Genomic DNA, 26,068 nt, shown 5'->3' on the forward strand with positions numbered 1-26,068 from the left:
GATCGCCGGGTCGACGTCGATCAGCTCGTAGCGCGCATACACCCCCTGGGGCGTCGCGACGTCCGCCCCGTCCACGATCGCACGCGACGTCGGACCAGACGCCGGCAGATACGAGCAGCCCGAGGCCGCCAGCGCGACGCATAGGGCAAGGGGAATGGAGCGCATACAGGATGGCCTGTCGGTTTCCTTGGACCTGCTGCCTAGCCCAAACCACCGAGCCTGTCCGTGGCGAGGCAGTCACAGTGATCCGAGGACCGGCGTACGGAGCTCGCGCTCCCCGATTCCCACAGCGTGGCCGGCGGAGCCGATGTAAACCCAGGGCTTCCGCCTATCTGCGCCTCGACAGAATTCTGTCACGGCAAAGACTGAAGGCCGCAATATTGCCGTCCTCGGCCAACAGGGATCGACGACGTTCGATTGCAGAGAGCGGCCGTCGCCGGTCGGGATCGATGAACAAGCCCGTCAGCTACACGCCGCCGGATCTGCCCGATCAGCGCGTGACCGCGCCGATCCGCCGCCGCCATGTCTTCTATCTGCCGGGCTACGATCCGGAAGCGCGCACGCGCTATCGCCTGCTCTTCGTGAGGGAGTTGCTGCGCCACGCCAAGCGCTTCGGCGAGGGCAAGCGCGAGATCAGTCGCGCCACCCTTTCGGAAGATGGCCTCGTGCAGAGCTGGACCGTCAAGGCCCATACCGCCACGGGGGGCGCCGAGGCCAGCTACGACGTGCTGTTCTGGGACGACATCGTCGCGCGCGACGCGGCGCGTTCGCGATTCATCAGCGTCGCGCTCCTCGTCATCGGCACATTGCATGCGCTGGTCCGGGGCAAGCTGTTCACGTTCTACCGGCTCAACTGGAAGTACGGGAACATCATCATCTACCCCTTCGTGATGCTGATGCTACTCGGTGTGGTGACCGCGCTCCTGGCGCTCCTCGTCCACGCCCATCTCGGCGATTGGTATGCGCATTCTGTGCACCTGCCCACCTGGGCTACGATCCCCCTCGGCATCGCGGTCGGGCTCGGCTGGGTCCGGGCGATGGAGGCGCTGCTCAATCGCATCTTCTTCTGGCAGATCCTGAACGACTGGGTGTTCCACTGGCAGCACGGCCAGGGCCGGCGGCCCGACTACCGGGCGCGGCTCGACGTCTTCACCGATCACGTCGCGGCGCGCCTCGACGGGTTCGCGCGGAACGGGGAGGCGATCGACGAAATCCTGATCGTCGGACATTCGAGCGGCGGCCTGACGGCGGTCGAGGTCGCCGCCCGGCTCCTTGCGCGCGACCCGGAGATCGGCACGCGCGGCCCGATCCTGTCGCTCGCCACCCTCGGCTCCGGCCTGCCCCTGGTGGCGCTCCAGCCCCAGGCCGGTCGCGTGCGTACCGACATCGCCAGCCTCGTTCAATCGCGGAGGATCGTCTGGGTCGACTACGTGGCGCCGCAGGACTGGCTGAACTTCCCGCACTTCAATCCACTCCACGACCTCGACCTGCAGCTCGGGCCGGACCCGGTGGTCGCCAACCCGATCATCCGCTCCGCCCGCTTCCGCGAGATCATCGACGACGAGACCTATCGGAAGGTCCGGTTTCGCCCGTTCCGGATGCACTTCCAATTCCTGATGTCGAACGACCGGCGCGGCGCCTACGACTTCTTCGCGATCACGCTCGGGCCGCAGACCCTGCGCGAGCGTGCCCTCGTCGCATGGCCCAAGCCCTCGACCGCAGTCGCGCTCCCGTGCGAGACGGTTGCCGCCTAGAGCAGGCTGCGAAAAAGTGGCAACGGTTTTTCGCGCGAAGCCTGCTCTCAACTCTTGAAACGATCAAAACGCAGCGTGTTCTAGGGCGGGAGGCGGTCTCCCGGCGCGTCGCGAGGAGGAGGCATGCCGGATCCGATGGTGCTCGTGGTGATGGGCGTGTCCGGTTCCGGCAAGAGCACGGTGGCGGAGCTGCTCGCGCGACGCCTCGGCTGGGTTTTCGTCGACGGCGACGATTTCCATACCCCTGAACACATCGCCCGGATGCACACGGGCCACGCCCTCGACGACGCCGACCGCAAGCCCTGGCTCGCCTTGATCCGCGCCTGGATCGACGCACGGCTCGCGGCCGGGACGAGCGGCGTCATCGTCTGTTCGGCGCTTCGCCGCTCCTATCGCGACGCCCTGGTGCAGGACCGGCCGGATATCCGGATCGTCTATCTGGAGGGCAGCCGGGCGCTCATCGGCGAGCGCCTGAAACGGCGCCGCGGCCATTTCATGCCGGCCGAACTCCTCGACAGCCAGTTCGCGGCCCTGGAACCTCCCGGCCCCGAGGAGCGTCCCATCACCGTCGGGATCGACGACGGACCGGACGCCGTCGCGGCGGCCATCGCCATCCGATTGGGGGTCTCGCAGGCCTCCTGACGCGACAGGATGCGACGCATGAACATCGCCCTCGTGGTCTCGGACGTCGACGGCACGCTTGTCACCACGGACAAGCGGCTGACGCCCGCGACGATCGACGCGGTGAAGCGCCTGGACGCCGCCGGCATCGCCTTCACGGTCGCCTCGGCCCGGCCGCCGATCGGCTTCAAGGCGCTGGTCGAACCGCTGAACCTCCGCCTGCCGATGGGCGCCTTCAACGGCGGTACGCTCGTCGGACCGGACCTCGTGCCGTTCTCGCAGACGACGATCCCCGAAAGTACGGCGCGGGAGGCCGTCGACCATCTGCTGCGGGCCGGCATCGACGTCTGGGTGTTTGCCGACGGCACCTGGACCCTGCGCGATCCGGGGGCACCCTATGCAGACCTCGAACGCAGGACGCTCGGCGTCGAACCGACGGTCGTGAGCGACCTCGGCCCGCTGCTCGGCAAGGCCCAGAAAATCGTCGGCGTCAGCGGCGATGCCGACGAGCTCGCCCGCGTCGAATCACAACTCTCGGCGGCGCTGGGGGAGCGCGCGGCAATCGAGCGCTCGCAGGCCTACTATCTCGACATCACGCCGCCGGGGGTGAGCAAGGGCGGCTTCGTGCTGGAGATGAGCCGCCGTCTCGGGATAGCCCCCGCACGGATCGCGACCCTTGGGGATGCCGGCAACGACGTGGCGATGTTCCGCGTGAGCGGCCGGTCGATCGCCATGGGCAATGCGAAGGCGGAGGTGCGGGCCGCAGCCTCCGCGGTCACGGCATCCAACGACGAAGACGGTTTCGCCCAGGCGATCGAGCGGATCGTGCTGGGCTGAGCCATCCGGCGAGGTCTGTGCCCTTCTCGACACAGGGATCCGGCGAACGGCTACGCTGGCGACATCCGGCCCGGCGAGGCCGCTTTACGGCCTCATTTCGACACGACCAAGCTTCGGTGAGACCGTGGCCGTATCCGATCCGACGGAGGGCCGACACACCGAACTGGATCGTGCCGGAAATGCAGACGCGCCTCGTGCTTGCCGCCATGGTCTTTGCCGCCCCTCTGCCGGCTTTCGCTCAGAGCAACGGCCCGCACGACAACATCGACGCGCTGATCGAGCAGCAGGCCAAGGCCAACAAGGTGCCGGCCGCTTTCGTGCACAGGGTGGTCAAGCGCGAGAGCAACTATAATCCGCGGGCCAGGGGCGGCTCGGCGCTCGGGCTGATGCAGATCAAGCACGCCACGGCCCGGGGCATGGGCTACACCGGCGACGCCTCCGGTCTCTACGACCCCGAGACCAACCTGAAATACGGCATCGCCTATCTCGCCACCGCCTATCGTCTGGCCAAGGGCGACATCGATCAGGCCTATCGCTACTACAACCGCGGCTTCTACTACGCAGCCAAGAAGCTCGGCATCGAAACGGCGGTGCCGGACGAGGTGCCCGCCTCCGGGGCGGTGCAGACCGCGAGTTCCTCCAACGACTTCTCCAAGCTGTTCGGCCTCCGCTCCGGTCAGAATGCGGCCCCCGTCCAGATGGCCTCGGCCGATCCGCGGGCCGGCATCGCCGGAACCACCGCACTCGCCTATGCCGCCCCGTCCGGTTCGGTCGGCCCCGTCGAGGTTCCGCTACCGCCGCGCCGCCCGGCCACCCTCGGCGGCGATACCGCCCCGGCTCACGCAGAGACTCCCGTCCAGGTCGCAGCAGCTCCGATGGCCGCAGGCGTACCGGTTCAGGCCGCGCCCGCCCAGAATGCGATCGTCGCCTCCGCCGACCTCGTCGAGGTGCCGTTGCCGCCGCGCCGTCCCGCCGCCACCATGCTCGCGTCGATGGCCCGACCCGTGACGACCGCCCGCAGGACGACGGCGCCGGCTGAGGTGCTGGAGGCCACTGCACTCCCTGCTGCCCAGTAGCCCGAAGACCCAGAGGGTAGCGTCAAGGTTCTGCGCGGCCGTTCACACCGTTTGTTCCCGGCAAGAAACGCATGGGTATCCCGCTCAGGCGCAGATTGCGTCGAGCGCCCTGAACAGACACTCCCGAAAATCCACTATTGCGATGCAGCACGAACGCGACCATGTCGGTGGATGGGGTCGCGGCGGCTCGCGCGACCGTGACGCCCGCGCCGGTGCGGGCATCGTGGTCCGCCGATTGCAACGCAGTGGGGTCGAGGTCGCGTCGACGACGGAACCCGATCCCGGGTGTGGTGTCGCGATGCATAAGAGGCTGATGGCGCCATGACCGGCGTGGTGGAACCCGAAGCGATCTTCCTGAGCGAACTCGGCCGTCGCGTGCGCGATGCCCGGACCGTGCGGGGACTCTCGCGCAAACTCCTGTCCCAGACGTCCGGCCTGTCGGAGCGCTACATCGCGCAACTCGAGAGCGGACAAGGCAACGTCTCGATCATCCTGCTGCGGCGGGTCGCCAACGCCATGGGCGTGCGCCTCGACGACATGATCGCAGGCCAGGACTCTTCGCCCGAATGGAGGCTGATCCGCGACCTGCTGCGCGAGGCGTCTCCCGAGCAGGTGGCCCTAGCCAAATCCGTGCTGTCGGGAACTTCGCCTCAGCAGGCGGGGCAAAGCGGCGGGATCCGCGTAGCGCTGGTGGGCCTTCGCGGCGCCGGCAAATCGACGCTCGGGCGCCTCGCCGCCGAGCGTCTGGGCTGGACCTTCGTCGAACTCAATGCCGAGATCGAGCGCGAGAACGCGCTGTCGGTGAAGGAAATCTACGCGATCTACGGCCAGGAGGGCTATCGCCGGCTCGAGCAGCGAGCGCTCCGCCGCCTGACCGCGCATCCCGGCCCGTTGATTCTCGCCACCAGCGGCAGCATCGTCGCCGAGCCGCTGACCTACGACCTGCTGCTGCAATCCTTCGTGACGATCTGGCTCCAGGCTCGCCCCGAGGAGCACATGCAGCGGGTGCGCGATCAGGGCCAACTGGAATCGACGGGCGATCACGCCACCGCCCTGGAGGATCTGCGCTCGGTGCTGCTCAGCCGCGAGCCGCTCTATGCCCGGGCCTCGGCGACGGTCGACACCTCCGGTGTGCCCGTCGCAACCATGCTCGACCGTCTGATCGCCATGATCGACGTGCGTGTACCGTCGATCGAGCCGGCCACGGAGTCGCACCGGCGTAGCGCCTGACGAAGGTCGTCGCGACGCCGTACACCTCGCCAGCCTCCCGCCATGCGCCGTGCGGTGATCGACGGATGACCTGGGCTGGCGCGGCGACCCTGGCGGGCCTTGACGCAACGCAACCTTGCAATCACTTCCAGTCCACACGGCACGAAGGAGCTGGTTCTCCAGCCGTGCCGAACCAACGCCGCCGACCGTCGTAGAACGGGCGAGCGCTGGCAGATCGTTATTCGGGACAGGCTAGGGTGGTACCGGCCGGAGGACCGTCCCGCCCCTAGAGCAGGCTGCGAAAAAGTGGCAACGGTTTTTCACGCGAAGCCTGCTCTCAACTTTTGAATCGATCACGTTTTCTGCGTTTTGATCGATTCGATCAAAACGACGCGTGATCTAGTTTCCGAGGAGGAAGGCATGTCTGCCAGTCCTGCGCTGAGCCAGAACCGGGCATCGGACGCCGTCGCTGGCGTCGTCGACCCGCTGTGGAGCCGTGTGCGTAGCGAGGCCGAGATCGTCGTGCGCGACGAACCGCAGCTCGCCTCGTTCTTCGTCGCGACGATCCTCAATCATCACAGTCTGGAGGCCGCGGTCGCCCATCGCGTGGCGACGCGCCTCGGCCATGCCTCGCTGCCGGCCGACCTCGTCGCCCACGGCTTTCGGGAGGCCTTCGAGGGCGATCCCGAGCTCGGCCGCAGCATTCGCGCCGACATCGCCGCGGTGATGGACCGCGATCCGGCGACCACGCGGGCGCTGGAGCCGGTGCTCTACTTCAAGGGATTCCATGCCCTCCAGGCCCACCGTCTCGCCCACTGGTACTGGAACCAGGGCCGGCGCGATCTGGCGCTCTACCTGCAGAGCCGATCGTCGGAGGTGTTCCAGACCGACATCCACCCGGCTGCCCGGATCGGCCGCGGCGTCTTCCTCGACCACGCCACCGGCCTCGTCGTCGGCTCCACCGCGGTGATCGAGGACGACGTCTCGATCCTGCACGCGGTGACGCTCGGCGGCACGGGCAAGCAGGGTGGCGACCGCCATCCGAAGATCCGGCGGGGCGTCATGATCGGGGCCGGCGCCAAGATCTTGGGCAACATCGAGGTGGGGGCCTGCGCCCGCGTCGCAGCCGGCTCGGTGGTGCTGCGTCCGGTTCCGCCGCACACGACCGTCGTCGGCGTGCCGGCCCGCGTCGTCGGAACCGCCGGCTGCGCCGAGCCGGCACGTTCCATGGACCAGCTGGTCGCGATGACGGACTACATCGACATCGCCGGCGGCATCTGATGCTTGCCGAGACGGCTGGCCGGCCTTAGCTCTGCGGGCATTCCGGCCGTCCACAGGGGAGGGCCGACGATCGCTCCCGCTTCGCCCCATCGCCCTCATCGGCGCGCGCGGGTCGCGGGCGGGATCCGCCGAACGCTCAGAAAGGCTCGAGCCCTTGAACAAGAACGAAGCCACGACGCTGCAGGATTATCTTCGCCGCAAGTTCGCCAACACCAACATCCGCGTCGTCGCCATGAAGATGGGCGACTCGGCCGAGGTGTTCATCGGCGAGGAATCCATCGGCGTCATCTCCGACGACAAGGAGGATGGGGACGATTCCTACCAGTTCCGCATGGCGATCTTGGACATCGACCTTGAGGAAGAGGCCTGACGCACGCCTTGCCAAAGCTGGATACCCGTTCGGCCTGGAAGTGCGCGCCAAACTGATTGCTGAGCGTGGTGCCCGGTCGCGTGGCGACCCGGCACCGTGCCAAAGCCATCCACAGTCCTCCCGGACGGCGTTTACCCTCCGGGCGGGTATTGCTTAACAGATCGTAAATCCTCGGTCAGACTGCGTGTCTCCTCCCGGTGGAGCCGTTGCGTCATGACCGTCAGCCCAGCCGCCCTCGACTCCCTCCAAACCCTGTTCGTCGGGCTCGCGCTGGCGGGACTTCTCGCCAGCGCGTTCGAGCTGTTCACGGAGCGCAAGGCGAGTTTCCAGCTTCTGGAGGCCGGCGGCGTCTCGGCGTTGGCTGCCGTGCCGATGCTGGCCTTCACGGCCCCCTTCATCATCCTGCGCAACACGATGCGGGGCCGCCGCCTTGAGCAGAGGCCGATCCCCTTCGTCATGATCGCGACGATGGTCGCCTGCGGCTGGAGCCTGATGTCGGGCCGGGTCGCCGTCGACCTCGCCCATCTCGTCGTCGGCGCCTGAGAGCTGCCGAGCCCCGCCGAGACCTAAAAACTCACCGGTTCGCGGTCGTCACCGGCGAGGTGCCGTTGTTGAGCGACACCCAGGCCTGTCCATCCTGACCCTCGCGCTTGACGAAGCTGTAGCCCGTGCGCTGCCAGGGCAGCACCGCGCTGGTCTTGTTGTCGAGGATCAGGTCGCCGCGGTCGGTGCGCACCATCAGCACCGCGTGCCCCTCGCCGATCTCGTCGATCACCACCGTCATGCGTAGCGCCCGGCGGGGAAGGCGGCGTTCCACCAGGATGCGGCGTTTCAGCAGCTGGATGTCCTCGCAATCGCCGAATCCGTCGTCGGGATAGTCCCAGCGATCGACGACGCCCCAGTGCTCCATGTCGGTCACCGGCCTGATCTTCTGGTTGACCCGCCGGTTCACGGCTGCGAGCAGACGCCAGACCGCCGGGGTCAGTGTGATCTGCGTAGGCTCGGACGGGTCGATGCTGCACTCGCCGGGCATGCGCGCGCAGAACTCGCTCCACGCGGCGACCGGCCGGGCCGCCTGGCCGTCGTCGATGCTGGTGCCGATCTCGGGAAGACGTATCGCGGGCCGTGCCTGCGTTGCGGCCGTGCCGAGAAGCAGCGCCGCGCCGACGATGGAGAGATGGGCGGCCCGGCGAAGGCGGCGGCGCACCGCGGCGCGGACGACCGGCGACGCGCCGCCGACGCTGCCTTGAACCGCGTAAAGCATGACCCGAAGCCCTGCCGCAATGACCCAACGGCAAAGCTTGCACGGCCGAGGCCCAGGCTCAACAGCAAAGTTAAGCGATCTTGAAGCGATCGGGTCGTTTCCCGTCTCGGGACGGGACGTCGGCGTCAGCCCTTGCAAGCCGGCCACACGGATCGCGGACACCTCGTGTCGCGAGACGACGTCTATCGACGAGCCGGATCCCCTGCGTTCGAAAGGGGTCTACCGGTTGGCGGTAACCACCGGCGAGGTGACGCCGCCGAGGGAGACCCAAGCCACCGCATCCTGGCTTTCACGCTTGATGAAGGTGTAGCCGGTCTCGTGCCACGCCATCACGGCGCCGGTCTTGTTGTCGAGCACGTAGTCGCCGCGGTCGGTGATCAGGGTCAGTACGGCGTGGCCCTCGCCCTTCTCGTCGATGACGACGGTCATGCGCATGGCCCGGCGGGGCAGGCCGGCCTCGGCGAGGAGACGGCGCTTGAGCAACTGGAAGTCCTCGCAATCCCCGACGCCGTCCTCGGCGAGATCCCAGCGGTCGGGCACGCCCCAATGTTCCTGATCGGTCTGAGCCCGCAGGCTGCGGTTGACCTTGCGGTTGACCGAAGCGACCAGCGACCAGACGGAGGGGCTCAGCGCGATGCGGGCCGGCTCGCTCGGATCGAGGGCGCATTCGGCCGCATAGGATCTGCAGAATTCGGTCCAGGCAAGGATCGGACGGGCCGCCCCGATCGGCACCGCGCCGGCGGAGACCGCGGGGAGGGCGGCGACGCCTTGCTCGCGAGCCTCGGCCCCGGCGCAGCCGGCGAGAAGCACGAGCCCGACGAAGAGCCCCGCGATCCCGGCCTTGACGATCCCTGCGCTGCACATCGCGGACACCCCTTCGAACGAGGGCCACGTTGCAGCCGCATCCGCTCCGGTGCGCTGAAGCGAATGCGCGCAATTTTATGCAATTCCGGGAGCTTGGTTCCGACCGCGCGGCACGCCGAATCGATGGATGTGGATTTGCGCCAATTTTTCGGAGATGCGTTTAGGCGCTGCACACCATGACGGCGTCGAAGCCGCGTCTGAACGGCCGGCGGCTCCGGCAAAGATCGTCAGCTCGGTCGCAAAATCGGAAAAAACGTCCAAGCCCGCCGAGGCAGCTCAGAGCCGGATACCCTCGTGGAACCGGTCGGCGGAGATCGGCAGCATGAACTGCGCGCCGATACCGCCCTCGAAGTAGCGCACGACCCGGCCGGGCGTGCTGCCGACCATGACGCTGGTCCCGAGCGGCGGCACCGTCTCCGTGGCGATCGCGACGCCGGACATCGAGATGTCGATGACGCGTGCAGTCAGTTCGCGGCCGCTTTCGAGGCGGAGGGTCACGACGGGGTTGAGCGGCGTCAGGCGCTCGTGCGTCCGGCCCTCGGGCAGGCCGAGGAACTCGCGGTTGGCGAGCCAGGTGAGCTGCGAGGCGATCTTGTCGCGCTTGCGCGGCGAGGCGTTGAAGCGAGCGGCGAGGCCGCCGGAGCCGGGATGGCGCGCGATGACGCCTTCGACCCGGCCGATCTGCTCGAGATAGAACACGACGCGCTCGCCGACCTCACCGAGGACGGCGCAGGTGATTTTCACGCCGCCCGGCGACATGTCGACGGTCTGGCAGGGGTACTCGCGGCGGTCGGACAGCATGTAGCGCCCGAGCAGGGCGACGGGGACCCGCTGGTGGCGACGCAGATCGGAGCCGCGGAGCGGACGCGTCCCGACGGCTTCGGCGATCGCGGCAGCGGCCTCGCTCATATCGGGGTGTTGTCCAGCAAACGCAGAATCGGTCCTCAAGGCTTAGATCCAGAGGGTTACGAAAGGCTTGTTCCAAGACGCGGCAATGCAGGCACCACAGAGATTGCCGAAAAGATGCACCTCTCCACGTTGAGTCGCCAGCCGGCTAGGTCCGTGAGAGGCGCCCGCCCTCGTGAACCATCAGATGGCCGCGGCGGACGGGCAGGGGGTCGTTGGCGGGTGCCGGCATGTCGGCAGGCAACTCCGCCGCGTCGGGGATCGCCGCCGACTCGAGGACCCGCAGGGACGTCACCTCGACGCGGGTCACCGGCTGCAGGCCGAGCCAGGCCGGCACGCAATGGGGGCTCAATGCGCCGAGCATCCGGGCTTGCGTCAGTCCGCGATGACGCAGCGGCAGCAGCAGGAGTTCGAGGTCGATCGTCTCGCCGCGAGCGGTGTGGCCCTTGAGGCCGGCCACGACCCCGACGGTGTCCATCGCCACCGTCTCCACCAGCCGCCACGAGCCCTGGGCGGCCTCACCCTCGGCATCGCCCCAGAGATCGGAGAAGGCGGAGCCACGCAATTCCCGCCCGAACAGGGCGCAGAGGCGGGTGCCGGCGAGCCGCACCGAGGCGTGGCATCGTTGCGGCTCGATTTCGAGGATCAGGCTGTCGGCCAGCAGGTTGCGGATCTCGCCGGGCTCGATCTCGCTGCGCTCCGGTGCGGCGCGCTCGCCGCGCAGGCGGTCCCAGTAGGCGTGGAGCAGGCGGCTCGTCGGGTGCTTCATGGGTGTTCCGGATCGATACGGCTGCGCTCGGCCTGTCTCGGGATCGTCGATCGTCGGGTCAGACCGGGCCGGGCCTTTGGCGTTTGACGAGCCCGGCGCACACCCTATGCCGGCCCGACGCGACGGGCTCTCTTAAGTTTTCGTTAAGGTTAAGAGAGTGTTGCGATTGCGTACGCAGCTCCGTTCGGTGAGGATCGAAGCGTCGGATCGAGACCCGCCGCTCCCCAGCGGCACCCCGATACCCTTGCGGTCCCGATCCACAGCTTGCGATGTGTCCTTGGAGGGATCGGACCCGGTTGGTGCGGGATGCCACGCGCTCGAACGCGCGGCACCGCGAATGCGGGACGATCTCCTTCGTTCAGGGGAGGGCGGTGACGCTCTCCCCTTTTTTTGTCGCATGATGCGGGCTGTCGACGCGTTTGCGCACGCGGCTCTTGCGGCAAGGCCGCCGGCCCCGACATGGTGGCGGCATGGATGCTTCCCCCGATCTGCCACGCCAGAACCGCGTGCCCGTCTTCAACATGCCGGGCGTCGTCACCGCCTCGATCGCGGTACTCGTCGGCATTCACGCGATCCGGCAAGTGCTGCCCGACCTCTGGGACATCCAGGCGCTCATCGACCTCGCCTTCATCCCGGCGCGGTGGACCGTGGCCCTCGATCCCGCCAAGGCACAGGCCATCGTTCAGGCTGCGGGGGAAGGGTTGAGCGACCCGTCCATGGTCGCCGCCCGGCAGGATTTCGCCCGCGCGCTCGTCTCGGAATCCTCGGCGATGCCGTGGACCTTCGCGAGCTACGGGCTGCTGCACGGCTCCTGGATGCACGTGATCTTCAACGTGGTCTGGCTCGCCGCCTTCGGCTCTCCGGTCGTGCGCCGCTACGGGGCCTGGCGCTACGGGGTCCTGGCGCTGGTCGGGGTCGTGGCGGGGGCCGCCTTCCACCTCTTCATCGACCCCTTGAGCGCGATGCCGCTGGTCGGCGCCTCCGCCGGCATCTCCGCCTTGATGGCGGCGGCGGCCCGCTTCGTGTTCCGGCCGCCGCCGGCCTATCGCCCGGCCATGGCCTGGCAAGTCGCAGCACAGCCGCCGCTGGAGACGATCCCCGAACTCCTGCGAAACCGGAACGCGGTGCTGTTCCTCGGCATCTGGCTCGGCACGAACCTGCTCTTCGGGCTCATCTCCCTGCCCCTCGGGGCGGGCGACGGCCCGATCGCCTGGGACGCGCATCTCGGCGGGTTTCTGGCCGGCTTCTTCCTGCTGCCGCTGCTGGAGCCGCGCCGGAGCTGAGGGCAGGCCGAGCGCCCGGCGCGCGACGTCGATTTTTCCGGAGAACGGCCGATCCGGCGCTTCCACAGGCGCTTGCCATGTCGGCGCAAGCGCCACACTATCGCGTGATGAGCCGGGGCCAACCCGGCCGGCGAACTTCGTGGCGCCGTGGGCTGACGGTGCCGTGTCCAGGGAGGACACCAACACCATGACCGTTGCACGCATCCTTGCCGAGAAGGGCACCGCCGTCACCACGGTGCCACCGCACCGCACGATCGACGAAGCGATCCATCTGCTCGCCGAGAAGCGCATCGGCGCCGTCATCGTGAGCGACGCGGACGCCAACGTCCTCGGCATCCTGTCCGAGCGCGACGTGATGCGGGCGCTGGCCGAGGCCGGCGCCGCCGCCTTCGACGCCCCCGTCTCCCGCTACATGACCGCCAAGGTCACCACCTGCACCCGCGCCACGACCATCGAAGAGGTGATGGAACTGATGACCGACGGACGCTTCCGCCACCTGCCGGTGATCGAGGACGGCCATCTCGCGGGCGTCATCTCCATCGGCGACGTGGTGAAGCGGCGCATCGCAGCGGTGGAGGCCGACTACCAGGCGATGCGCGACTACATCACGCTCGCCTGATTGATCTCTACACGCGCGCGGCAGCCCCCTCGATCATCCGGCGGATCTCCGGCAGCGCCGCGCGCCCGGCCTCGTGTCCCAGCGCAATGCCCTCCGCGGCCCGGTGGAACTCGAACAGGCCCATGGCGGCGAGCCGCGGGCTGACCATCACGTCGGGCGGGTCCGTCGCGAGGCGGGCTCGCGAGATGCGGTCCTGCGTGATGTTGAAGGCGTCGAACATCACCCGCGCCGCGCCGGGCGCTCCGGATTTTTCACCCGATGACTTGGTGGCGGGACGGGGGCGCGGGGCGCCCCGGCCGACGATGCGGAGCCCCGCACCGCGCAGCAGCGCCCAGCGGCTCCGGGTCTCCACGACGTGTTCGAGTTCCGCTTCCAGCGCGTCATCCTCGTCCGGCGGCGCCTCCGGACGGATCAGCGAGCCGCGCACCCGCGGATCGCAGGCGAGGTTGACGCAGATCACCACGTCCGCCCCGAGTTCGCGGGCCAGCCGCACCGGCACCGGGTTGACCAGGGTGCCGTCCATCAGCAGGCGGGAATCGAGCGACACCGGCGGGAAGAGGCCGGGAATCGCGTAGGAGGCGCGCACGGACTCGACCAGCGGGCCGTTGGTCAGCCACACCTCGTGGCCGGTACCGAGTTCGGTGGCGACGCAGGCGAAGGCCACCGGCAGCGCCTCGATCCGGCGCCCGTCGAGTTCCTGCGCGAGGCGGCGGGCCAGACGCTCGCCGGCGATCAGGCCCGACCCGGCGATCCGCAGGTCGACGAGGCCCATCACCCGGCGCTTGGTGAGCGAGAGCGCAAAAGCCTTCAGCCGGTCGAGCTTGCCCGCCGCGTAGGCCCCCCCGACCACCGCACCGATCGAACAGCCCGCGACGATCTCGGGTACGATGCCGGCCTCCTGCAGCGCCTCGATCACCCCGATATGCGCCCAGCCCCGCGCCGAACCGCCGCCGAGCGCCAGCCCGACCCGCGGTGCACGCGGACGCGGTGCCTCGACGGGCTCGACGACGCCCTCGGGGAAACTTTGGACCTGCAGGGCCGCGCGGGGACTCATCCTTGTGGCGCTCGACGCTGACGCCGCGATGGCTGTCCGCCGCACGAGCGGCGGCGCGCAGTTGCGCTTGCCGACAGCCGATCGCTGGAAGAGTCGGTGCTGGCGGCCGTCGGTCTCACGGCCCGGCCGGAACGAGCGCCGCCGCGCTTCCAGTCCCAAACGTCACGCTGCGATAGAAGCACGAGCGCCGCCCAGTGTGGCAGCAGCCGCCGTCCCCGCCGACATCGACCCGGATCAGCAGGGCGTCCTGGTCGCAGTCGACCCGCATCTCGACGACGCGCTGGACTTGTCCGGAGGTCGCGCCCTTGTGCCAGAGTTCGCTGCGCGAGCGCGACCAGTACCAGGCCTCGCCGGTCTCGAGGGTGCGCGCCAGCGACTCGGCGTTCATGTGCGCCAGCATCAGCACCGCGCCGTCATGGGCGTCGACGGCGATGCAGGCGACGAGACCGTCCGCGCCGAAGCGCGGCGTCAGCACCGCGCCTTCCTCGACCTCGGCCCGCGTCCCCGGCGCTGCGAATTCTTTTGTCATTTTGGCGTGTCGCAAATGGAAGCGGCGCGCGAAAACCGAAGCGCTACGGCTTGTTGCGCACGAGGGTGAGGAAGCGGACCTGCTCGCTGGCGTCGTCCTTGTAGACGCCGCGGAACTGGGTGGTGATTGTCGAGACGCCGGCCTTCTGGACGCCGCGCATCGCCATGCAGAGATGCTCGGCCTCGATCATCACGGCGCAGCCGCGGGGCTTCAGGATCGATTCGATGGTGTCGGCGATCTGCGCCGTCATGGTCTCCTGCGTCTGCAGGCGCTTGGCGAAGGCGTCGACCACGCGGGCGAGCTTCGACAGGCCGACGACGCCCTTCGACGGGTAGTAGGCGACATGCGCCAGCCCCATGAACGGCACCATGTGGTGCTCGCAATGGGAATAGAACGGGATGTCGCGCACCAACACGACGTCCGAATAGCCTTCGACCTCTTCGAAGACCCGCTCCAACAGGGCGTCGGCATCCATCTTGTAGCCGGAGAATAGCTGCTCGTAGGCCTTGGCCACCCGCGCCGGGGTATCGATCAGGCCCTCGCGGGTCGGGTCGTCGCCGGCCCAGCGCAACAGGGTGCGCACGGCGGCCTCGGCCTCCTGGCGGCTCGGGCGGGCAAGCGCGATCTCGTTCGGAACGCGCTGTGCCGAATCCGGCAGCGGCGCGACATCGGAGCGGGCGTCGTTGTCGTTGCGCATCAGGGCTATGGCGTCCGCGCGCCGGTTCTCGTCGCTCATGCCGTAGGACAGGGACTTGAGCGCGGCATCCATGGCATCTCCCGCCCGCGCGACACGGGCCTTCATCGTGGTGCTGTCGGGCTTGGCGTACATCGTCGGGTCCCGCCGGCATCACTCATACAAGGTGCCGGTGCCCCTTTGGATCCGGCGGCGCCGGTCGGGGCACGACCTGGAACGACGTGCCGTCCTCGCGGAACGGCGGCTCTGCGCCTATATCGACGTTATGGGGCATTCGCGCAATGCACCGAACGCGGATCCGGCTTCCAGCAGAATTCTGATGCTCGACGACATCTACAACCGCCGCATCCTCGAACTCGCCGCGGATATCCCGCGGCTCGGGCGTCTCGATGCGCCCGATGCGAGCGCGAGCGCTCATTCTCGGCTCTGCGGATCGACCGTGACGGTGGATCTCGTCACCGACGCCGCCGGCACCACGGTCACCGACTTCGGCCACGAGGTGAAAGCCTGCGCGCTGGGCCAGGCCTCGTCCTCGCTGATGGCTCGCCACGTGGTCGGCGCCACCGCCGACGAGCTGCGCGCGGTGCGCGAGCGGATGCGCGCCATGCTGAAGGAAAACGGCCTGCCGCCCGACGGCACCTGGGCCGACCTCGCCGTCCTGGAGCCGGTGCGCGATTTCCGTGCCCGCCACGCCTCGACGCTGCTCACCTTCGACGCGGTGGTGAACGCCCTCGACCAGATCGCCGCCCGCAAGGCCGCATCGGCCGAGGCCGCCGAATAGGGCGGTGCGGAGTCTTCGGTGATGGTGCGCAGGGCCGCGCATTGGGCGATCCGCGGCTACCAGCTCACCCTGTCGAGCCTGATCGGCCGCCAGTGCCGACACTGGCCCTCCTGCTCCGAGTACACGGATACCGCGATTGCCCGGCACGGCCTCTGGGCCGGCGGCTGGATCGGATTTTCGCGGGTCTGCCGCTGCGGACCGTTCGGTACGCACGGGATCGATCTGGTGCCGGAACGGGTGCCCGGGCGGGCCAGGTGGTGGCTGCCGTGGCGCTACGGGCGCTGGCGCGGGGTCGAGGCTCCGGCCTCGCCGTTCGTGTGCGAGGCGGTCGAGCCGCGCGAGCCCTCAAAGCCTCATGATGCACGATGACGGGCGAGCAGGTCGAACAAGAGACTCGGCCTGCAGCGGAAATTCGTGTTTCGCAGGCGCGCTACGGCTTGCGCGACGTCGAGCAGCCCGCGGCGCGCGGCCAGATCGATGATACCGAGCGTGCCGATCACAACGGAGCCCATGGCGCGCGCCGCTGCAACGCCGGCCCGATCGTCCATCAGAATCAGCGTTGCTGCTCGCGCCCGCGCAAGGACGATGGCCTGACGTTCGCCGTCGCCGAGACGGTGCAGGGTCGCATCCGTGTCGGCGCTATCGGGATGAACTGACAGCCATCCCGGCGATGCAGCGATCCAAGTCTGTACGCGTGCCGGCGCGCCCGGGTGGCCCAATTCTCTGCGGACGGCCTCCGGTATGAGAAGGCTGCCGAACAGGGGCTTCAGAACGTGGGCGTGATCGATCAGCACGAGGTAGTTGAGCGGACCGGTGTCGCTCACGACGGTGCGCGCCGTCGGATCAGAAGCCGAGCCGGGCAAGGTCGCTTCGATCTCGCTCCAGATCCTCGCCGTCGTAGGCGAGGTATACGTTGCGCGCCTTCAGAAATCCGTCGAGGGCATAGCGTGTGTCGAGGCCGAGGAGCCGGCGCAATTCGGACTCGGTCAGTCGTCCGCGTCGATATTCGTCTGTCGCGAACGCCTCGAGCGCCCGTCGCGCAAGCTCGCCGCCATCGGCTGCCGCGAGCTTGAGGGCGAGATCGTCGGGAATGGGCACGGTGATGTTCATCTCAGCCTCCGGACCGCTCGATCAGCATAGCATGGGAGACGGACGCGACCAGATCGGCCGGCAATGCTGAAATCGGGGTAACTGCGGCCCATCTCGGCCTGTCTGGCATCTCGTGCCTCTGAAGCGAGCTGGAACGGTTACGCAGCGACGGGCAGCAGCCCCATGCGAGATCGCCTGCCGGTTTTCCTCTCACTCGAAATCGGTCTAAACCCCGCGCCGCGTCCCGACGCGAACATCCAAAACCCGCTTACCTGCCGCGTTCGCAGGAGTGAGCAAGGACACCGATATGCCCATCCTGACATTCCCCGACGGCAACACGCGCGCTTTCGACGAAGCCGTCACCGGCCGCGCCGTCGTCGAGGGCATCGCGAAGTCGCTGGCGAAGCGCACCGTCGCCATGGCGCTCGACGGCGTCGTCACCGATCTCGGCGACCTGATCGAACGCGATGCCGCGATCGAGTTCCTGGGCCGCGACGACTCGCGCGCGCTGGAGCTGATCCGCCACGACACGGCGCACGTGCTGGCCGAGGCCGTGCAGGCCATGTGGCCGGGCACGCAGGTGACGATCGGCCCGGTGATCGAGAACGGCTTCTACTACGACTTCGCCAAGGCCGAGCCCTTCACGCCGGAGGACTTTCCGAAGATCGAGGCGAAGATGCGCGAGATCATTTCTCGCGACGCGCCGTTCACGCGGGAAGTCTGGAAGCGCGACGACGTCAAGCAGCTCTTCGCCGACCGGGGCGAGACCTACAAGGTCGAGCTGGTCGACGCGATTCCGCCCGGCGAGGATCTGAAGATCTACCGCCAGGGCGAGTGGTTCGACCTCTGCCGCGGCCCGCACATGACCTCGACGGGCAAGATCGGCACGGCCTTCAAGCTGATGAAGGTCGCCGGCGCCTATTGGCGCGGCGATTCCAACAATCCGATGCTGACGCGCATCTACGGCACCGCCTGGGCCACCAAGGAGGACCTCGACGCCTATCTCCACCGCCTGGAGGAGGCCGAGCGCCGCGACCACCGGCGGCTGGGACGCGAGATGGATCTCTTCCACTTCCAGGAGGAGGGGCCGGGCGTCGTGTTCTGGCACGCCAAGGGCTGGACGATCTTCCAGGAGCTCATCGCCTACATGCGCCGCCGCCTGAAGGGCGAGTACCAGGAGGTCAACGCCCCGCAGATCCTCGACAAGGCGCTCTGGGAGACTTCGGGCCACTGGGACTGGTACCGCGAAAACATGTTCGCGGCCCAAAGTGCCGGCGACGAGGCCGAGGACAAGCGCTGGTTCGCGCTGAAGCCGATGAACTGCCCCGGCCACGTCCAGATCTTCAAGCACGGCCTGAAGTCCTACCGCGACCTGCCGCTCCGCATGGCCGAGTTCGGCGTCGTCCACCGCTACGAGCCGTCCGGCGCCATGCACGGGCTGATGCGCGTGCGCGGCTTCACGCAGGACGACGCGCACGTGTTCTGCACCGAGGACCAGCTCGCCGACGAGTGTCTGAAGATCAACGATTTGATCCTGAGCACCTACGCCGATTTCGGCTTCGACCGCATCGTCGTGAAGCTCTCGACGCGGCCGGAGAAGCGCGTCGGCTCCGACGCGCTCTGGGACCACGCCGAAGAGGTCATGACCCGCGTGCTCGCGCAGATCGAGGAGCAGTCCGGCGGGCGCATCACCACGGCGGTGAACCCGGGGGAGGGCGCCTTCTACGGCCCGAAGTTCGAGTACGTCCTACGCGACGCCATCGGCCGCGACTGGCAATGCGGCACCACGCAGGTCGACTTCAACCTGCCGGAACGCTTCGGCGCCTTCTACATCGACGGCGAGAGCAACAAGATTCCGCCGGTGATGGTCCACCGCGCGATCTGCGGCTCGATGGAGCGCTTCACCGGTATCCTGATCGAGCATTTCGCCGGACATTTCCCGCTCTGGCTCTCGCCGGTGCAGGTGGTGGTGGCCACGATCACTCAGGAGGCGGACGACTACGCCCACGAGGTGATCCGCACGCTGCGGCGGGCCGGGCTCCGGGTCGAGGCCGACCTGCGCAACGAGAAGATCAACTACAAGGTCCGCGAGCATTCGCTGGCCAAGGTGCCGGTGCTGCTCGCCCTCGGACGACGCGAGGCCGAGGAGCGCACCGTCTCGATCCGCCGGCTCGGCAGCCAGCACACCAAGTCGCTGTCGCTGGCCGAGGCGGTGGCGTCCTTCGTCGAGGAAGCGACGTCGCCTGACCTGCGGCGGGCGGAGGCCGTGGTGGACTCGGTGCCGAGCGAGAACGTCACCCTCGACGGGCAGCACGAGGAGCGCGCGGCGCCGTAGGCAGGGATCGGTTTAGGGTGCGGGCGCCTTTCGCGGGCGCCCAGCCCGACGCGGCTTGAAATGGGCGTGCAGCAGGATCGGATCTCGTAGAGCAGCTCCGCACAGCATCGCGGTCGGCGTCGGCACCCTGGCGCCGGCTTTGTAGGCGTTCCAGGTGCTGAGGCTGAGCCCGAGGAAATCGGCCACCTCCTGATTGGAAAGCCGCAATTCGGCCTGCCATGCCGCCGGCTGGAACGTGCCGGCATTCGCCTGCTCCGTCGCGATCTGACGCAGGTGAAATGCATCGATGGCGAGATCGCCGTCCTCATCACCCCATGCGAGGCTCGCGCCGTACTCGCCGATGCGCGCAGCCGCGAACATGACAGCATCGCGCAACGGGGCGAGCACGTCGTCACCCGTCGCGATCCAGCCGGCGAGATCGACGAGCGTGTCCACGCCATCCCGCCAAGCGACACGGAGTTGCGTCGGGCCCGTGGCGGCGATGTCCGTAATCCGAGGCACCGGGGACGTCATCGGTCTCTCCTCAGTCGATGGGGAAGCGGGGATTGATACGGTTCCACTCGGCTGCGATCACGGCCTTGTTGTCAGCGGCCCAGGCGAGGGCCTTCTTGGCGACCCTGCTCGGCAGAGCACCTGCGAGAATGTCGAGCGTGGCAATCTCCACCAGGGCCTCGTCGTCCGGCGACACGATGTGGAAATGCGGCGGCAGGTGATCGTTGGCGTAGACCCGGATGAAGACCTTGCCGAACTGGTGCAGCTTGCCCATCGCCACGCCTCCGTCGGACACTCAAACATAGTCCGGATTTCGGACGATGAAAAGATTGCCTTCGGCCTCACCCCGCCATCGCCGCCTCCAACACGTCGAACACCCGCTTGTCCGCGCATTGCGCCACGTTGAAGCGCAGGTGGTCCGCGGCGTTCTGGCCGAGGCTGAAGACGTTGCCGGGGGCGAGCACGACGCCCTTGGCCAGCGCCCGGCGCGAGACCTCGGCCGCGTCGAGGCCGTCCGGCAGGCGGGCCCAGAGGAACATCCCGGCGGTGGGCACGAAGGGCACGCTCAAGCCCGCCGCGACGAGCCGCTTCAGGGTCGTTCCCCGAGAGTCCGCCAGCCGGGTGCGAACCGATTCGAGATGGTGCCGATAGCTGCCGTCGGCCAGGAAACGGTGGATCAGGGCGGCCGCGAGGTGGCTGTTGCTGAGGCAGACCGCGAGCTTGAGGTCGACGAGGCGCTCGACCCAGTCGGAGCGGATCGCGATCACGCCGATGCGGGCGGCGGCCGAGAGCGTCTTCGAGAAGCCGCCGATATGGATCACCCGCTCCAGCCCGTCGAAGCCGGCCAGCCGCGGGCCGGGCTCGGCCTCGAAGTCGGCATAGATGTCGTCCTCGACGATGAGCGTGTCGTGCGCCTCGGCGAGCCGCAGGATCCGGTGTACCGCGGCCGGGCCGAGGGAGGCGCCGTTCGGATTGTGGAGCCCTGAATTCGTCAGGTAGAACCGCGGCTTGTGCTCCGTGAGCGCCTGCTCGAAGGCGGCGAGATCCGGTCCGGCATCGCCGAAAGGTACGCCGACCACCTCGACCCGGTGGGCCCGCAGCAGGGCGTGGAAATTGAAGTAGCAGGGGTCGTCGACGAGCACGGTGTCGCCGGGCTCGACCAGGAACCGGCAGATCAGGTCGAGGGCGTGCGTCGCCGAATCGGTCAGCACGATCTGGTCGGGATGGGCGAGGATGCCGCGCTCGGTCAGGCGCCGGGCGAGCTGCTGGCGCAGGGGCGCGAGGCCGAGGGGCGTGTCGTAGCAGGTCAGGCTGGCACCGCGGTCGCGGGCGACCTGGCGTGAGGCGCGGCGCAGGCCCTCCTCCGGCATCCAGTCGGCCGGCAGCCAGCCGCAGCCGGGCTTGAGCACGTCGTCGCCGGTCTCCAGCGATTGGCGCGCGATCCAGAGCGGGTCCACCTCGCGGTCGAGGCGGGGGCCGATCGCGGCGAGGCTGAGCGGCTGCGGCTTGCCGGCGACGTAGAAGCCGGAGCCGGGCCGCGAGACGATGGAGCCTTGGGCCAGCAGCCGGTCGTAGGCCTCGACGACCGTCGATTTCGAGACCTGCATCGTGTCGGCGAAGGCGCGCACCGAGGGCAGGCGGGCGCCGGCCGCCATGGCCCGCCCGTCGATACGCCGCTCGATCGCCGCCATCACCGCCTCGACGCGGGTGAGGCCGGGCTCCGCGAATGTGGTCGGTGCGCCATCCGCCATCGCCCTCGCTCCCGTATGGCGTGAGCAACCGTACGGATGTTTGTCCCGTACAGTTTGGCCGGATCGTACTGCAACCGTGCCTGTCGGCAAAGTCGCACGGACGGCATCCTGCGACCACAGACGAACTGCAGGAGCCAGGCCATGACCCGTACCGATACCAGCCCGTCCGGGCGCAACGCCTGGGTCGCCCGGCGTCTCGCCGACGTGCTGATCCTCGCGGCCGGCATCGCGCTGGCGCTGCCGCTGATCGTTCCGTTCTCGTAGAGTGGCGGCGCAAAGGGTCGGCACCCTTTCGAAGCCGGGCTTCCACGAGGCGGTCGCGCCGACGGCGCCGGCCGCCTCTCCGCTGTCGGGAGCCCTGGTCGACGGCTGTCTCGGCATCCTGATCTTCAGCGCTTCGCTCCCAGCGACGCGTCTCGCGCTGACCGGCTTCGATGCGTTCTTTCTCACGGCCGCGCGGGCAGCCATCGCCGGCATCGCAGCGGGGGCCGCTTTGTTGCTGTTGCGCCAGCGGCGGCCGGCGCGGGGCGATCTTGGTTCGCTCGCCATCGTCGCCCTCGGCGTGGTTGTCGGCTTCCCGCTGCTCACGGCCCTGGCGTTGCGCCATGTCGGCGCGGCGCATGCGGCCGTCTTCATCGGGCTGCTGCCGCTCGCCACAGCATTGTCTGGGGCGCTGCGGGCCGGCGAGCGTCCGTCGTGGGCCTTCTGGATTTTTTCCGTCCTCGGCAGCGCCGTCACCGTGGCCTACGCCGCACACAACACCGCAGGCTTCTCGGGACTGGGAGACGGGCTGATGCTCGCCGCGATCCTGGTCTGCGGCCTCGGCTACGCGGAGGGCGGCAAACTCGCGAAACGGCTCGGCGGCTGGCAAGTGATCGCCTGGGCGGACCTCCTCGCGCTGCCCGTGACCCTGCCGCTGACGCTGCTGTGGATGCCGGCCGATCCGGCTACGGCGCCGCTGCCGGCATTCGCTGGCCTCGCCTACGTCGCGCTGTTCAGCATGCTGATCGGCTTCGTGTTCTGGTACCGGGCGCTCGCCCGCGGCGGCATCGCGGCGATCGGCCAGCTGCAGCTGCTGCAGCCCTTCCTCGGCTTCGCCTTCGCGGCCCTGCTGCTCGGCGAGCGGATCGAGCCCGCGATGCTGCTGGCCGCTGCCGCCGTCATCGCCTGCGTGGCCGGGGCGCGCCGCTTCGCCTGAGCCCTACTCGGCGGCGCAGTTCGCCCGATACAGGTCGAGCGTACGCTGCATCACCTGATACTGCGCCATGCTCGACGGATTGCGCAGTTCGGGCGCGTCCGGGACGATGCCGCCGAAGCCGCCCGCGGGCTCCGCTACGAAGGGGCGGGGGCCGGTATGCGTGCCCATGCGGTTGGTGGCGTCGACCTCGCCGCAGAGCGCGCCGGCCCGTCCTCGCCGCAATCGCGCATAGAGGGCCGAAGCGGGGTCCTTCATGCCTTTGCCGATCAGCGCGAACACGGCAGCGGCGTTCTCGGCACCGACGGCGCTCTCCGAGCCGTCGGTCACGCTCTGTCCCGAGGCAGGCGCAACGGCGGCCAGGGCAAGCATCAGGAGAGCAGCGGGGACGCCGCGATCGATGAATCTCATGACGCCTTCGCCACCACTTCGATGTCCCGGTCCATGCCGCTCTCGACCTTGAACTCGCGAGTGAACACCTGCCCCTCGTGGCGGGCGATCAGCACGTAGTCGCCCTCCGCCAGCGTCACCGAGGGAAAGGCGCCGATGGCCTCCCGGATGGTGTCGCCGCCGGGCGTCAGCACGGAAAAGGCGGTACCGGCGAAGGCCTCGGAGCCGGGGGCGGCGACGAGCTTCAGGGTCACGGTGGCGGCGCGGTGGTTCAGGGTCGCATCGGTGACCTTGGCGTTCTCGACCTTGAGGTCGGCGCGCTGGATCGCGTTGGATTCCCCGTAGGTCGAGACCACGTGATAGGTGCCCTCGGGCAGCCGCACGACTTCGCCGGCCTTGACGCCGCTCCGCACGAGGCGGCCCTCCGAATTGGTGCCGATCGGCACGAAGATCGAGAAGGCGAGCTGGCCGGGCGCGATCTTCTGGTCGCCGATGGCGCCCGAGAGCTTCAGCGCGCCGGCACTCACTTTCAGGTCTTCGGTAGCGGGCGAGCCGGACATGGTCAGCCGCTTGGAGGCGCTGGCGAAGCCGTAGGTGACGGTGGCGACGTAGCTGCCGGGTGCGAGCTTGAAGCTCGGTGCCGGATCGCTGGAGCGGGCGACGATGGCCGGTTTGCCGGCCACACCGCGATCCTCGTAGATCCGCCAGGCCAGCCCCGAGCGGAGCGGCTGGCTGTTTCCGGCCAGCGTCGCCGAGAGGGACAGGTCGGCCTCGCTCTCGGCGGGGGCCGGCTGCGGCAGCATCGGGCTGGTGATGCCGGGAGAGGGCAGGGGGTCGCCGACCGGGTTGGCGAAGGGATCGGACGTCTGCGCCCATGCGCCGCCCGCCATCGCGAACAGCAGCGCGACCACCCGCCAGATCCCGGCTCCCCGCATCCCAGAACTACCTCGTCCGCGGGCGACGATACCCGCAATTGCCAATCCGGCGACCCTGCGCCAAGACGGCGTTACCACCGGACGATGGCGGCGGCATGGCCGTGGCCGATCCGCCGGAACAGCGCGTCGGAATCCCATGAACGCCACCCTCGACATGCTTCGCGTGCGCCGCTCGGTGCCGCCCCTGCGCCTCGAAGGCCCCGGCCCGTCGCGGGAGGAGCTCGACGACCTGCTCACCATCGCCGCGCGGGTGCCGGACCACGGCAAGCTCGTCCCCTGGCGCTTCCTCGTGATCGAGGGCGAGGCGCGGCTGACGGTCGGCGAGACCATCGCCGCGACCCATGCCGCCGACTTTCCCGGGGCCGATGCCGCACGGCTCGACTTGGAGCGCAGGCGGCTCGCCCATGCGCCCGTCGTGGTCGGCGTCGTCTCCAGCGCCGGACCGCACGTCAAAATTCCGGAATGGGAGCAGGTGCTCTCGGCCGGGGCCGTCTGCACCAACCTCGTCATCGCCGCGAATGCGGCCGGCTACGCCACCTCCTGGCTGACGGAGTGGTACGCCTACGACCGTCGCGTCCTCGACGCGCTCGGGCTCGAACCCTCGGAAAAAATCGCCGGCTTCATCCATATCGGCCGCCCGCAGGAAGTGCCGGGCGACCGGCCGCGCCCGGTTCTCGCCGACCTCGTCACGCGGCTCTGAGACCGTTTGCAGGCGATCCTCGCCGTCGACGAAAGCGCTCTCCTCCCCCTTGTGGGGAGGAGGTAGGTGGTGGGGGTGGTGCAAGCGGAACCACCGCCGCTCGATCCTGAACCACCCCCACCCCTGACCCCTCCCCACAAGGGGGAGGGGATGACCTGCGCCACGGCAGATGGCCGCAAGCAAGATCGCCGCAAACCTGCGAAGGCCCGACAATGCATTACGACGCCGACGCGCGGACGCTGCCGCACAACCCGCTCAAGGCGATCGTGGCCCCGCGGCCGATCGGCTGGATCAGCGCGATGGACAAGGCGGGCCGGCTCAACCTCGCTCCGTACTCGTTCTTCAACGCCGTCTCGGGCGAGCCGGACATGGTGATGTTCTCCTCTACCGGCCGCAAGGACGCGATGACCTTCGCGGAAGAAGGCGGCGAATTCGTCTGCAGCCTCGCGACCTACGAGCTGCGCGACGCGGTCAACGCCACCTCCGCGCCGCTGGAGCGCGGCGTCAGCGAGTTCGACCATGCCGGGCTGGCCACGACGCCATCGCGAAAGGTGCGGCCGCCGCGGGTGGCGGCGTCGCCGGCGGCGCTCGAATGCCGATGGCTTCAGACGGTGCCGCTGGTCCCGCTGGGCGGGGGTAAGGCGGGCAGCTTCCTGGTGATCGGTCAGGTGGTCTCGATCTATGTCGACGACCGCTTCGTCCGCGACGGCCGGGTCGACACCGCCGCCATGCAGCCGATCCTGCGCGGCGGCTATTTCGACTATTTCCGCATCGAATCCGAAAACCGGTTCGAGCTGGAACGGCCGAAGGGCGGCGGGTAGGGCAAAACAGTACACCGAAGTTCCGCAGCATTCGCGGGGTCTCAGATCTCGGCTTTTCAAGAGGGCGCCGCTTGCCCGTCGCGCAGCATGACGAGACGACCCTGGCGGCGCCGTTCTCGGTCTCCGGGCGCGGCCTGCACACCAACCGGCTCGCCCGCGTCACCGTCGCGCCGGCAGCGCCCGGGCACGGCATCCGCTTCGAGGTCGCGGGCGGCGGCGGGGCGGTCGCCCTCTCCTACGAAAACCGCGCACCGAGCCGGCTGAACACGGCGCTCAGGCTGCCCGACGGCGGCAGCCTGCGCACCGTCGAGCATCTCTGCGCCAGCCTTTCGGCCTTCGGCCTCGACAACGCCCTGGTGCGCGTCGAGGGCCGCGAACTGCCGATCCTCGACGGCAGCGCGCGGGGCTGGTGCGCGGGGATCGCACGGGCCGGCATCGCGTCGCAGGCC

Annotated in this window: 32 protein-coding genes; 18 read left to right on the plus strand and 14 right to left on the minus strand. The window is 68.8% G+C overall.

Annotated elements, in window-relative coordinates; all coding sequences use genetic code 11:
• Positions 1-449 precede the first annotated feature (449 nt).
• The 8 genes from FV217_RS16255 (at position 450) to FV217_RS16290 (ending at position 7,691) form a co-directional block, all read left to right on the plus strand.
• Positions 450-1,754 carry an alpha/beta hydrolase gene (locus FV217_RS16255; protein WP_147818224.1) on the plus strand — a complete coding sequence of 435 codons (1,305 nt, stop codon included), beginning with the start codon at positions 450-452 and terminating at the stop codon, positions 1,752-1,754.
• Positions 1,755-1,877: 123 nt separating this feature from the next.
• Positions 1,878-2,396, plus strand: a complete 519-nt coding sequence (locus FV217_RS16260; RefSeq protein ID WP_147818225.1) for a gluconokinase — start codon at positions 1,878-1,880, stop codon at positions 2,394-2,396.
• 18 nt (positions 2,397-2,414) lie between these two features.
• Positions 2,415-3,212: an HAD family hydrolase gene (locus FV217_RS16265; RefSeq protein ID WP_147818226.1), complete on the plus strand. Its 798-nt coding sequence runs from the start codon at positions 2,415-2,417 to the stop codon at positions 3,210-3,212.
• Positions 3,213-3,391: 179 nt separating this feature from the next.
• Positions 3,392-4,288 (plus strand): transglycosylase SLT domain-containing protein, encoded by an 897-nt coding sequence (locus FV217_RS16270; protein ID WP_147818227.1) that lies wholly within the window; start codon positions 3,392-3,394, stop codon positions 4,286-4,288.
• Between the two features lie 321 nt (positions 4,289-4,609).
• Entirely contained in the window at positions 4,610-5,518 is a 909-nt protein-coding gene (locus FV217_RS16275) for a helix-turn-helix transcriptional regulator (RefSeq protein WP_147818228.1), read from the plus strand.
• Positions 5,519-5,917: 399 nt separating this feature from the next.
• Complete coding sequence (cysE, locus tag FV217_RS16280; protein ID WP_147818229.1) at positions 5,918-6,778, plus strand: serine O-acetyltransferase; 861 nt, start codon at positions 5,918-5,920, stop codon at positions 6,776-6,778.
• A 154-nt stretch (positions 6,779-6,932) separates the two neighbouring features.
• Complete coding sequence (locus tag FV217_RS16285; RefSeq protein ID WP_147818230.1) at positions 6,933-7,148, plus strand: DUF3126 family protein; 216 nt, start codon at positions 6,933-6,935, stop codon at positions 7,146-7,148.
• A 213-nt stretch (positions 7,149-7,361) separates the two neighbouring features.
• Positions 7,362-7,691: a hypothetical protein gene (locus FV217_RS16290; protein WP_147818231.1), complete on the plus strand. Its 330-nt coding sequence runs from the start codon at positions 7,362-7,364 to the stop codon at positions 7,689-7,691.
• Between the two features lie 31 nt (positions 7,692-7,722).
• On the opposite strand, the gene FV217_RS16295 is transcribed toward FV217_RS16290, so the two are convergent.
• The 4 genes from FV217_RS16295 to FV217_RS16310 form a co-directional block, all read right to left on the minus strand.
• On the minus strand, positions 7,723-8,412 hold the full coding sequence (locus tag FV217_RS16295; RefSeq protein ID WP_147818232.1) for a transglutaminase-like cysteine peptidase: 690 nt from the start codon (positions 8,410-8,412) through the stop codon (positions 7,723-7,725).
• A gap of 219 nt (positions 8,413-8,631) precedes the next feature.
• Positions 8,632-9,276: a transglutaminase-like cysteine peptidase gene (locus tag FV217_RS16300; protein WP_147818233.1), complete on the minus strand. Its 645-nt coding sequence runs from the start codon at positions 9,274-9,276 to the stop codon at positions 8,632-8,634.
• A 276-nt stretch (positions 9,277-9,552) separates the two neighbouring features.
• Positions 9,553-10,185 carry a PilZ domain-containing protein gene (locus FV217_RS16305; RefSeq protein WP_147818234.1) on the minus strand — a complete coding sequence of 211 codons (633 nt, stop codon included), beginning with the start codon at positions 10,183-10,185 and terminating at the stop codon, positions 9,553-9,555.
• A gap of 145 nt (positions 10,186-10,330) precedes the next feature.
• Positions 10,331-10,951, minus strand: coding sequence for a PAS domain-containing protein (locus tag FV217_RS16310; RefSeq protein WP_147818235.1), 621 nt, complete (start codon positions 10,949-10,951; stop codon positions 10,331-10,333).
• A 470-nt stretch (positions 10,952-11,421) separates the two neighbouring features.
• Between FV217_RS16310 and FV217_RS16315 the strand changes: the two genes are divergently transcribed.
• Positions 11,422-12,234, plus strand: coding sequence for a rhomboid family intramembrane serine protease (locus tag FV217_RS16315; protein ID WP_147818236.1), 813 nt, complete (start codon positions 11,422-11,424; stop codon positions 12,232-12,234).
• A gap of 187 nt (positions 12,235-12,421) precedes the next feature.
• Positions 12,422-12,853 (plus strand): CBS domain-containing protein, encoded by a 432-nt coding sequence (locus FV217_RS16320; protein WP_147818237.1) that lies wholly within the window; start codon positions 12,422-12,424, stop codon positions 12,851-12,853.
• 7 nt (positions 12,854-12,860) lie between these two features.
• Here the strand turns inward: FV217_RS16320 and FV217_RS16325 are convergent, their stop codons facing one another.
• The 3 genes from FV217_RS16325 to folE all read right to left on the minus strand — a co-directional run bounded on the left by FV217_RS16325 (position 12,861) and on the right by folE (position 15,265).
• Complete coding sequence (locus FV217_RS16325) at positions 12,861-13,907, minus strand: patatin-like phospholipase family protein (protein WP_147818238.1); 1,047 nt, start codon at positions 13,905-13,907, stop codon at positions 12,861-12,863.
• Positions 13,908-14,022: 115 nt separating this feature from the next.
• Positions 14,023-14,436: a phosphoribosyl-AMP cyclohydrolase gene (gene hisI, locus FV217_RS16330; protein ID WP_147818239.1), complete on the minus strand. Its 414-nt coding sequence runs from the start codon at positions 14,434-14,436 to the stop codon at positions 14,023-14,025.
• Positions 14,437-14,479: 43 nt separating this feature from the next.
• Positions 14,480-15,265, minus strand: coding sequence for a GTP cyclohydrolase I FolE (folE, locus tag FV217_RS16335; protein ID WP_147818240.1), 786 nt, complete (start codon positions 15,263-15,265; stop codon positions 14,480-14,482).
• A gap of 184 nt (positions 15,266-15,449) precedes the next feature.
• Between folE and FV217_RS16340 the strand changes: the two genes are divergently transcribed.
• Positions 15,450-15,911 carry an iron-sulfur cluster assembly scaffold protein gene (locus FV217_RS16340; protein WP_147818241.1) on the plus strand — a complete coding sequence of 154 codons (462 nt, stop codon included), beginning with the start codon at positions 15,450-15,452 and terminating at the stop codon, positions 15,909-15,911.
• A gap of 21 nt (positions 15,912-15,932) precedes the next feature.
• The gene (gene yidD, locus FV217_RS16345; protein WP_147818242.1) at positions 15,933-16,280 is read left to right on the plus strand and encodes a membrane protein insertion efficiency factor YidD; all 348 of its coding nucleotides are present in this window, start codon (positions 15,933-15,935) and stop codon (positions 16,278-16,280) included.
• Here yidD and FV217_RS16350 read toward each other — a convergent pair.
• Both FV217_RS16350 and FV217_RS16355 read right to left on the minus strand, forming a co-directional pair.
• On the minus strand, positions 16,265-16,735 hold the full coding sequence (locus FV217_RS16350) for a DUF3368 domain-containing protein (RefSeq protein WP_238232108.1): 471 nt from the start codon (positions 16,733-16,735) through the stop codon (positions 16,265-16,267). The two genes, yidD and FV217_RS16350, sit on opposite strands and share 16 nt — an antisense overlap.
• 19 nt (positions 16,736-16,754) lie before the next feature.
• On the minus strand, positions 16,755-17,021 hold the full coding sequence (locus FV217_RS16355) for a UPF0175 family protein (RefSeq protein WP_147818244.1): 267 nt from the start codon (positions 17,019-17,021) through the stop codon (positions 16,755-16,757).
• Positions 17,022-17,307: 286 nt separating this feature from the next.
• Between FV217_RS16355 and thrS the strand changes: the two genes are divergently transcribed.
• Positions 17,308-19,335, plus strand: coding sequence for a threonine--tRNA ligase (gene thrS / locus FV217_RS16360; protein ID WP_147818245.1), 2,028 nt, complete (start codon positions 17,308-17,310; stop codon positions 19,333-19,335).
• A gap of 12 nt (positions 19,336-19,347) precedes the next feature.
• Here thrS and FV217_RS16365 read toward each other — a convergent pair whose 3' ends face one another.
• The 3 genes from FV217_RS16365 to FV217_RS16375 are packed head-to-tail and all read right to left on the minus strand — an operon-like array spanning position 19,348 to position 21,578.
• Complete coding sequence (locus FV217_RS16365) at positions 19,348-19,848, minus strand: DUF2442 domain-containing protein (RefSeq protein WP_147818246.1); 501 nt, start codon at positions 19,846-19,848, stop codon at positions 19,348-19,350.
• Between the two features lie 10 nt (positions 19,849-19,858).
• Positions 19,859-20,122, minus strand: coding sequence for a DUF4160 domain-containing protein (locus FV217_RS16370; protein ID WP_238232105.1), 264 nt, complete (start codon positions 20,120-20,122; stop codon positions 19,859-19,861).
• 46 nt (positions 20,123-20,168) lie between these two features.
• Complete coding sequence (locus FV217_RS16375) at positions 20,169-21,578, minus strand: PLP-dependent aminotransferase family protein (protein ID WP_147818247.1); 1,410 nt, start codon at positions 21,576-21,578, stop codon at positions 20,169-20,171.
• Positions 21,579-21,719: 141 nt separating this feature from the next.
• Between FV217_RS16375 and FV217_RS23705 the strand changes: the two genes are divergently transcribed.
• Complete coding sequence (locus FV217_RS23705) at positions 21,720-21,842, plus strand: hypothetical protein (RefSeq protein ID WP_281407174.1); 123 nt, start codon at positions 21,720-21,722, stop codon at positions 21,840-21,842.
• A gap of 82 nt (positions 21,843-21,924) precedes the next feature.
• Entirely contained in the window at positions 21,925-22,776 is an 852-nt protein-coding gene (locus tag FV217_RS16380) for a DMT family transporter (protein ID WP_147818254.1), read from the plus strand.
• Between the two features lie 3 nt (positions 22,777-22,779).
• Here FV217_RS16380 and FV217_RS16385 read toward each other — a convergent pair whose 3' ends face one another.
• The gene (locus tag FV217_RS16385; RefSeq protein ID WP_147818248.1) at positions 22,780-23,184 is read right to left on the minus strand and encodes a hypothetical protein; all 405 of its coding nucleotides are present in this window, start codon (positions 23,182-23,184) and stop codon (positions 22,780-22,782) included.
• Entirely contained in the window at positions 23,181-24,053 is an 873-nt protein-coding gene (locus tag FV217_RS16390) for a hypothetical protein (RefSeq protein ID WP_238232133.1), read from the minus strand. Before FV217_RS16390 ends, FV217_RS16385 begins: the two co-directional genes overlap by 4 nt.
• A gap of 181 nt (positions 24,054-24,234) precedes the next feature.
• Here FV217_RS16390 and FV217_RS16395 point away from each other — a divergent pair, with 181 nt between their 5' ends.
• The 3 genes from FV217_RS16395 to FV217_RS16405 all read left to right on the plus strand — a co-directional run.
• A complete protein-coding gene (locus tag FV217_RS16395; protein WP_147818250.1) occupies positions 24,235-24,798 on the plus strand; it encodes a nitroreductase in 564 nt (187 codons plus the stop codon).
• A gap of 212 nt (positions 24,799-25,010) precedes the next feature.
• Positions 25,011-25,619 carry a flavin reductase family protein gene (locus tag FV217_RS16400; protein WP_147818251.1) on the plus strand — a complete coding sequence of 203 codons (609 nt, stop codon included), beginning with the start codon at positions 25,011-25,013 and terminating at the stop codon, positions 25,617-25,619.
• 71 nt (positions 25,620-25,690) lie between these two features.
• Positions 25,691-26,068, plus strand: a 378-nt coding sequence (locus FV217_RS16405; RefSeq protein WP_147818252.1) for a UDP-3-O-acyl-N-acetylglucosamine deacetylase, incomplete at its 3' end; no start/stop codon positions are given.

It is taken from the genome of Methylobacterium sp. WL9 (genome assembly GCF_008040035.1).
Lineage (GTDB): Bacteria > Pseudomonadota > Alphaproteobacteria > Rhizobiales > Beijerinckiaceae > Methylobacterium > Methylobacterium thuringiense.

What these genes read in the sequence shown, in the direction of transcription:
- FV217_RS16255 (WP_147818224.1), top strand. Translation starts at nt 450, where the DNA reads ATGAACAAGCCCGTCAGCTACACGCCGCCGGATCTGCCCGATCAGCGC.
- FV217_RS16260 (WP_147818225.1), top strand. Translation starts at nt 1,878, where the DNA reads ATGCCGGATCCGATGGTGCTCGTGGTGATGGGCGTGTCCGGTTCCGGC.
- FV217_RS16265 (WP_147818226.1), top strand. Translation starts at nt 2,415, where the DNA reads ATGAACATCGCCCTCGTGGTCTCGGACGTCGACGGCACGCTTGTCACC.
- FV217_RS16270 (WP_147818227.1), top strand. Translation starts at nt 3,392, where the DNA reads ATGCAGACGCGCCTCGTGCTTGCCGCCATGGTCTTTGCCGCCCCTCTG.
- FV217_RS16275 (WP_147818228.1), top strand. Translation starts at nt 4,610, where the DNA reads ATGACCGGCGTGGTGGAACCCGAAGCGATCTTCCTGAGCGAACTCGGC.
- cysE (WP_147818229.1), top strand. Translation starts at nt 5,918, where the DNA reads ATGTCTGCCAGTCCTGCGCTGAGCCAGAACCGGGCATCGGACGCCGTC.
- FV217_RS16290 (WP_147818231.1), top strand. Translation starts at nt 7,362, where the DNA reads ATGACCGTCAGCCCAGCCGCCCTCGACTCCCTCCAAACCCTGTTCGTC.
- FV217_RS16295 (WP_147818232.1), bottom strand. Translation starts at nt 8,412, where the DNA reads ATGCTTTACGCGGTTCAAGGCAGCGTCGGCGGCGCGTCGCCGGTCGTC.
- FV217_RS16300 (WP_147818233.1), bottom strand. Translation starts at nt 9,276, where the DNA reads ATGTGCAGCGCAGGGATCGTCAAGGCCGGGATCGCGGGGCTCTTCGTC.
- FV217_RS16305 (WP_147818234.1), bottom strand. Translation starts at nt 10,185, where the DNA reads ATGAGCGAGGCCGCTGCCGCGATCGCCGAAGCCGTCGGGACGCGTCCG.
- FV217_RS16310 (WP_147818235.1), bottom strand. Translation starts at nt 10,951, where the DNA reads ATGAAGCACCCGACGAGCCGCCTGCTCCACGCCTACTGGGACCGCCTG.
- FV217_RS16315 (WP_147818236.1), top strand. Translation starts at nt 11,422, where the DNA reads ATGGATGCTTCCCCCGATCTGCCACGCCAGAACCGCGTGCCCGTCTTC.
- FV217_RS16320 (WP_147818237.1), top strand. Translation starts at nt 12,422, where the DNA reads ATGACCGTTGCACGCATCCTTGCCGAGAAGGGCACCGCCGTCACCACG.
- FV217_RS16325 (WP_147818238.1), bottom strand. Translation starts at nt 13,907, where the DNA reads ATGAGTCCCCGCGCGGCCCTGCAGGTCCAAAGTTTCCCCGAGGGCGTC.
- hisI (WP_147818239.1), bottom strand. Translation starts at nt 14,436, where the DNA reads ATGACAAAAGAATTCGCAGCGCCGGGGACGCGGGCCGAGGTCGAGGAA.
- folE (WP_147818240.1), bottom strand. Translation starts at nt 15,265, where the DNA reads ATGTACGCCAAGCCCGACAGCACCACGATGAAGGCCCGTGTCGCGCGG.
- FV217_RS16340 (WP_147818241.1), top strand. Translation starts at nt 15,450, where the DNA reads ATGCTCGACGACATCTACAACCGCCGCATCCTCGAACTCGCCGCGGAT.
- yidD (WP_147818242.1), top strand. Translation starts at nt 15,933, where the DNA reads ATGGTGCGCAGGGCCGCGCATTGGGCGATCCGCGGCTACCAGCTCACC.
- FV217_RS16355 (WP_147818244.1), bottom strand. Translation starts at nt 17,021, where the DNA reads ATGAACATCACCGTGCCCATTCCCGACGATCTCGCCCTCAAGCTCGCG.
- thrS (WP_147818245.1), top strand. Translation starts at nt 17,308, where the DNA reads ATGCCCATCCTGACATTCCCCGACGGCAACACGCGCGCTTTCGACGAA.
- FV217_RS16365 (WP_147818246.1), bottom strand. Translation starts at nt 19,848, where the DNA reads ATGACGTCCCCGGTGCCTCGGATTACGGACATCGCCGCCACGGGCCCG.
- FV217_RS16375 (WP_147818247.1), bottom strand. Translation starts at nt 21,578, where the DNA reads ATGGCGGATGGCGCACCGACCACATTCGCGGAGCCCGGCCTCACCCGC.
- FV217_RS23705 (WP_281407174.1), top strand. Translation starts at nt 21,720, where the DNA reads ATGACCCGTACCGATACCAGCCCGTCCGGGCGCAACGCCTGGGTCGCC.
- FV217_RS16385 (WP_147818248.1), bottom strand. Translation starts at nt 23,184, where the DNA reads ATGAGATTCATCGATCGCGGCGTCCCCGCTGCTCTCCTGATGCTTGCC.
- FV217_RS16390 (WP_238232133.1), bottom strand. Translation starts at nt 24,053, where the DNA reads ATGGCGGGCGGCGCATGGGCGCAGACGTCCGATCCCTTCGCCAACCCG.
- FV217_RS16395 (WP_147818250.1), top strand. Translation starts at nt 24,235, where the DNA reads ATGAACGCCACCCTCGACATGCTTCGCGTGCGCCGCTCGGTGCCGCCC.
- FV217_RS16400 (WP_147818251.1), top strand. Translation starts at nt 25,011, where the DNA reads ATGCATTACGACGCCGACGCGCGGACGCTGCCGCACAACCCGCTCAAG.